Genomic DNA, 7,456 nt, shown 5'->3' with positions numbered 1-7,456 from the left:
GCCATTGCTATCGAGTCATTTTCAATAAAACCTTAGCAAGACTTGTGGTTGTTTCTGAAAAAACTCATTCACATAGTAAAACAAATTCACAAGGAGGTAGTCAAAATAATGTTGTTTTAACGGATTCACAACAAAACTTGTTGAAAAATGGATATTATGGCAAATTAAAACTTACCTTTGCATTGATATTACTAAGTCTTGGTATTATCAACATCTGTCATGCCAACCCAAATACAACTGCCACAACGGTTGTTGCTGACTCATCTGCTAATAAACATCTACAACCAATGATTGTGCCAACTGCTAGTGGTATGGTATCGGTAAATATCCAAACACCTAATGACAAAGGATTATCTAATAACCATTACAGTCAGTTTGATGTAGGTAGTCAAGGTGTTATTTTAAATAATAACCGTAAGGCGGTTGCCACTCAACTAGCAGGCTTTGTAGATGCCAATCCTTTTATGGCGCGTGGTGAAGCTACTGCCATCTTAAATCAAGTGAATTCAAACAAAGCCAGTATACTTAATGGCTTTGTAGAAGTAGCAGGACAAAAAGCAGATGTCATCATTGCCAATCCAAATGGTTTGCAAATTAATGGAGCAGGCTTTATCAATGCAGCTAATGTCCATTTGGTTTCGGGAACTGCCCAAATTCTTGATGGTAAACCATCAACTTATCATGTGGGTACAGGCACCATTGTTACCTCTGGCAAACTCAATGCTGGGCATACCGATTACACTGCCTTAATTGCTAAAAGTATGCAGCTCAATGATGAAATCTATGCGGGCAAACAGCTTGATGTGATTACAGGTGAAAACCTTATAAATATTCAAGATGGTAAACTCAATCAATTATCTGCTACCAGTAAACAAGCGAGTTCATCACAGACCAATCAAACCGCTAATAACACAGCACAAGGGGTTGCCTTAGACATTTCAGCCTTAGGGGGCATGTATGCTGGCAGTATTCGTTTAATAGGCACCAATCAGGGTTTGGGGGTAAATAACGCAGGAATCATTTTAAGTACAGGCAATGATGGTGCTAGCCCGCTTAGCTTGGATATCAAGGGTAATCTGATCAATACAGGCACCATTGCTGGTAAAGATAAACTGCAAATTAATACTTCTACACTTGAGAATTTAGGCACCATCAGCAGTGAAAGTGGCAATATTGCTTTAACTACCAATCACCTAAATAATTCAGGTACTATTTTTAGTAACCAGGTCAATCAAATTACTGCAAGCCATCACATCAACAACCAAGGTGATATTTATGGTGGAGCATTTGACATTGCGACCAACTCCCTGAATAATGCAGGCAAACTGATTCAAACAGGCAAAGGTCAGCTTGCCATCAAAAGTGATACGCTTACTAACACCAACCAAGCGGTCATTGGGCAAAGTTTGTATCATAAAACCACAGTAGACATGGCTGACCCACCAAGTACAGCACAAGCCAGTGGTGGTGTTATCAACGCCAAAGCAAATCATACAAACAGTTCAAGTAATACAAGTGGTGCACAGCCATCTACACCCATTGCCGCACCGGTCGCCAATGGATCTATTACTACTCAAACGCTCACCAATCAAGATAAAAACGCACTGATTGCGGCTGCAGGTGGTATTGATATTGCAGCTGATACAAGCATTAATCAAAATCAATCATCCATAGATGTCCAAAGCTTATCCACCAAAACTCTTAGTAATACCAACAGTAAACTTGCTGTCAACAACATCAATTGGCATCTGACTCATTTTGATAACACACAAGGCACACTCACCAGTAAACAGGACATCATGATTGCCGCTCAAAACAGCATCATCAACCAACAAGGCATTCTTGCTGGTAATGGCAAGCTTGAGTTATCCACAGAGGGTGATGTGGACAATCATCAGGGGGTGATTCAAAGTGCTCAGGGTGATGCCATCATTTTGGCACAAAACATTCAAAACAGTCAGGGCAGTATCACCGCCTCAGATACGTTATCAATAATGGCGACAGACACATTAAATAACACTCAAGGTAACATATCAGCCCAAGGCGATGCTACATTAACCATTGGCACAACATTAAACAACACGGACGGTTCTATCCAAAGTGCCAAAGTCTTGACTGCTAATACTCAAAACCTAAGTAACAGCGGTCAGCTTTATGCTGCAAAGACCACACTTGCCGCCTCAAAACATTTAGTCAATAACAAAACAGGGATTATCGCAAGTGCTGGTGATGTTGATATTCTTAGTGATACCATCAGTAATACAGGCAGCGTGATTGCTGGTATGAAAGCAGATGGTGCTTTGCTAACAACACCAGCAAACTTGACCATTCATGCTACCAAAGAGTTAAGCAGCTCCGGCGTCCATGTCGCCACCAATCATCTGCAACTTGGTGGCAATGTGTTAACACTAACTGACAGTCAAAGCCAAGCTAAAAATATCACGCTTGACAGCAAAAGCACGACCAGCACGCAGCATGCAAAGGTTGCAGCAACCGATGTACTAAACATGGTGACGCCAGATTTGCTTAACAACACCCAAGGTATGCTGTCAGCAAGCAATATCAACATTCACACAGAAAAACTGAATAATCATCAGGGTAGTATTAACCAAAGCAGTCAAGACGATTTTAGCTTAACGTTAAAAAATGGTCTGGATAACCGCCAAGGCAGTATTACTGCCAATGCCCAAAATTTTAATATTCATACTAGCACACTCAATAATCATCAAGGTCATATTAAGCACACAGGTGCAATTCTTGGTATGACAGCAGCAGATGTGAATAACACTCAAGGCAGTATATTATCAACAGGTGATCACACTTTAAATGTTAAGAACGTCATTAGTAATCATCAAGGCATCATTCAAGCAAACACGCTTACCACAACCGCCAAGCAGCTTGATAACAGTGATGGCAAACTATTGACCAGCCACCATCAAAGCTTAACACTAACAAATGACATCAATAATCATCAAGGTTTGATTCAAGCAGGTGATTTTACCATCAGCGCCAAGCAGTTAAATAACCATCAAGGAATTTTGCTTGCCACAGATGACAAAAACCAAAACCGTATTAATTTGACAGGTGAGCTAAATAACACAAACACAGTACAAAAAGCCGCCACCATCGCCGCAGCAGGCAATTTACTGATGACCGCATCAAAGCTACAAAATACAGGTAATATTAGCAGTCAAACTTTAGGCATTCAAGCTGATAAGATACATCATGCAGGCAACATCACCTCTCAAACCAATGTGGTCATGAAGGGAGTCTTAGGCATAGAAAACACCCAAACAAGTTCGGTGTTTGCAGGTGGCGATGTCATACTGAGCAGTCAATCTGGCATTACTCATCATGGTCAACTGGCGGCGGTCAATCATTTGTCAGTGGATGCAGCGCAATTGGACTTATCAGGCTCCACCAATCAAGCTGCCAATATCAGTTATATCTCAAAGGCTGATATTGCGCATCAGCATGCCACAAGCAGTGCTACAAATGGCATTGTTATTAATAATACCAACGGCATATTCAGCAACCAACAAGGTAACATCACCGCCAAAACTTTCAATTTAGACGGCAAGGCACTACAAAATGGTGGCAGCATTTATGCCAAAGCGTTGACTGTCCATCAAATTGATGATTATACACATGCCAAGCAAGACAAACTGATTGCAGACAATCTTAATTTCAACACCCAAGGCAGCTTTACCAATCAAGGGGAATTAAGCGCCAATCAAGCGCTAAGTTTAAACGCAAAGAGCATCACAAATAGTAAAGATGCCACCATCAATGCAGCCAATCTAACCCATCTGGACAGCCAATCGTACTTAAATAACCAAGGTTTAATCAATGGCAATGCTACTTATATCAAGGCGAAGAATGCGATTAACAACCAAGCAGGCGGACGCATTTATGGCACACACCTTGCCATTGCTGCAGACACGTTAAACAACACTCCAGCTAAGATACACGACACAGATGCGACAAATACCGCCCCCGTCATCGCTGCCAGGCAGCGCCTTGACATTGGTGTTAATTATTTAAACAACCATCCAAATCCTGACAGACACGCTAAGTTTAATCAAGACTTTCTTGGTCAAGCCTTAATCACAAGTCTAGGAAGTTTGCATATCGGCGGTGGCTTGAATGACAACTACCATGCCATTGGCAAGGCTCAAAAGATAGTGAATCGTGGTGCCACCACCCAGTCGGGCGGGCAGATGCTCATAGACACTAAAGTATTAAAAAACGAGAATGCACACTTTGAAAAAGTGGCACAAGTCATCGATCGCCAAGACCGACAAATATTTTATCGCAATAGGGAAAATCCATCTCGTGTATATGGCTCCCATGAAGCCTTTTTAGGACCAACCAGCAAAAAAGGCGCACCAACGGGCGCATTATATATCAAGGATGCTCATGGCAATCATCATCGTGTTGGCGAAGAGATTGATGAGATTACTGTGGATTTGGTTGTCTATAAAGATCACACACGTTGGTCAGACCCTGCCCGTATGGTTGCCGGTCAAGATCTTATCACTTACGGTAACCAACTCATCAATGATAAAAGCCAGATGAATGCAGGCGCTGGTTTTGCAATGACTGGGGATAAAGTTGTACAAACGCCCGATGGCGGCTTAATTGGTCAAACCATCAAAACGGCAGAAAATGGCAACTTTGTGAGTCGTACGGTGGTATCCTCAGCAGCTGGCAGACGCCATAAGCGAATAGATATTGGTTCAGGCCCTTATACCCAAACATTTGCGCCATTAGAGACTTATGAGCTATCCATCCTAAACGCCACTATCACCACCACACCATCAAAGCCCACCATCAATCAAGTGGCTTTGGCAGACAGTGACATTGATGCAGCTTTGGAGGCTTTAAAAACCAATCAATCTGCGTTATCTACTGATGCCCAAAAGCAGCTGTCATCACTGCTTGCTACCAAAGCATTGGGGCAAACGGTGGACAAAGCACTGCTTGCTGCCTTAATCAATAAACTGCCACAAAAAATTGGTGGCAAAACTCCTACTGTGGTTCATGCAACACCAGATGGTTTAAGCATTCCCAATTCTGCCTTATACACCATCAACGCCAACCATCCAAATCTGCCCATCATCCAAACCGACCCTGCTTTTACTAATCATAAAAACTGGCTAAGCTCTGAGTATATGCTTACTAAGTTGGATATTGATGCCAATCACATCGAAAAGCGTCTTGGGGATGGCTACTATGAACAAAAACAGCTACAAGACCAATACCAATTGCTGACAGGTAGGCATTTACTCAGCGATTATCAAAGCCAAGAACAAGCCTTTAAAACCTTGATGGATCAGGGCATCACCTTTGCCAAGCAATATCAACTCAGCCTAGGTGTTGCCCTAAGTGCCAAGCAAATGGCAAATTTAACCACAGACATGGTGTGGCTTGTTAAACAGCCCATCACTTACACCAAAAAAGATAAAGAGGGCAATTTAATCACCCATACCCAAGAGGCTTTGGTGCCTAAACTCTACTTACGCTCTGCCAACACAGCCACTGCCAGACTACAACCTGATGGCAGATACAGCAGTATTGGGGCTAAAAACATCAACATGCACTTAACAGGTAATCTGGATAATGGCGGCAATATCACTGCCACAGATGCCCTATCTATCCAAGCAAATAATGCTATTAACAAAGGCAATATCAACGCTAAGTTTGTTGCCATTGATGTCAATCAAGATCTGATTAATCAGCACCGCATTCACGCAGACCATGCTGCCGCACTAACAGCTGGTCATGACATCATTAATCAAAGTCAAACCAGCCACCAGTCCCAAAAACTAGGACAATCTAGTGCCAGCAGTACCCATATCCGTCAGTTGGCACAAATTAGTGTGGGTGATGGTGCCAAAGCCACAGGTAAAGATGGTAAAACACCAACCACCTTATCCATCAAAGCCGGCAACTATGTGATCTATACAGGTGCCAACAGCCAAAACCAAGGTGGCAACACCCTCATCAGTGCCAGTAAAGGCATTCGCCTTGATGCCATCAAAGAATCTAGCAGCATCAACGCCATCGCAGATAACAACAACTACTTTAAACACAGCCAAAGTAAAGACATTGGCTCAGCAGTCAGTGGTCAAGGTGATGTTGTGCTGGTTACCACTGGTCAAGATGCTGCCATCACTGGCAAAGCTGTCAATATCAGCAGTCAAGCAAGTAAGGTGCGGATGAGTGCGACAGGTGATATTAGATTTGAAGAGGGTAGACAGACCGATCAATTACAAACAGCCACACAGTTTACTGATAAAGGCTTGATTAGCAAAAAAACAACCAATCATCAGCATCACGCTGATGAAGACAAAGCTCTGACCAACACCATACAAGCAGAACAAATCACCCTAACTGCCGGTAAAAACTTGCAGCTAACTGCAAGCAACATTGCCTCTGATACACACATTCATCTAAAAGCCAAAGGGGATGTTGTTTTGGATGCTGCCATCAATAGCCAAGATAGCCAAACTCATACCCATACCAAAAAATCAGGCATGTTTGCCTCCTCTGCTACCGCCGTCACCTTAGGTAAGCAAACCACCAAAACAGATGACAACCATCAAAAAACCACCCATACAGGCAACCAGTTAGCAGCACTGGGTGGCAACGTCATCATTGAGGCGGGTGATCAATATAAGCAAATTGCCAGTGATATTTATGCTGCAGATAATACCAAGACCATCAACAATCCTGATGCAGGCAATGTATTGATTAAAGCCCAAGAAGCACATATCAGCGGTGCAACCAATACAAACAACAACCATAACGCCTTTTATCAAAAAACCTCAGGAATTACTGCCAGTGTGTCAAGCTCTATGGTTGATAGCACCAAAAGCATTGATGGTCTTATTGATGCCACTCAAGAAAGCCAATCCACACGCTTAAAAGCCATGGGTGTATTAGCAGCCGCTGCCAAAACTAAGAACCTGCTTGATCAAATAAAACAAGGTAGTCTAGGTTCTATCCGTGCTCAAGCAACTTTAGGCACTTCCACTAATAAAAACCAAAGCACCAGCAGCCATCAAAGCAATCAAGCTTCCACCATCAACACCGATGGCAATCTTATCTTTGATATCCAAGGCAAAGGCACTGACAGTGATTTAGTCATTACAGGCAGCCATATCAACGTTGGCAACAACCTATACCAAAAGGTCGCAGGAGATGTTATCTATCAAGCATCCAGTGAGCATAGTAACACAAGCAGCAGCCATGATAGTAAAAGTGCTGGTGTTGGTGTCTATGCTTCTGCCAATCTGTCACAAACAAACACGCAAGGCAGCGCAGGCTTTACCGCTCATGCCAATCTTGGTAAAGGCAGCAGCACAGAAACCGCCACAACTCACACCAACACCACCGTCAAGGTAGCTGGTACCACGCATAATGACATCGCAGGTAATTTTACCTTAGATGG

Annotated in this window: 1 protein-coding gene; it reads left to right on the top strand. The window is 42.9% G+C overall.

Annotation, left to right across the window (positions count from 1 at the left end; translation table 11 throughout):
• Positions 1-44: 44 nt before the first annotated feature.
• Positions 45-7,456, top strand: a 7,412-nt coding sequence (locus ACZBKJ_RS09535) for a two-partner secretion domain-containing protein (protein WP_463200856.1), incomplete at its 3' end; no start/stop codon positions are given.

The sequence above is a fragment of the Moraxella sp. I5G genome, assembly GCF_055193055.1.
This window is presented reverse-complemented; position numbering and strand designations above follow the sequence as displayed.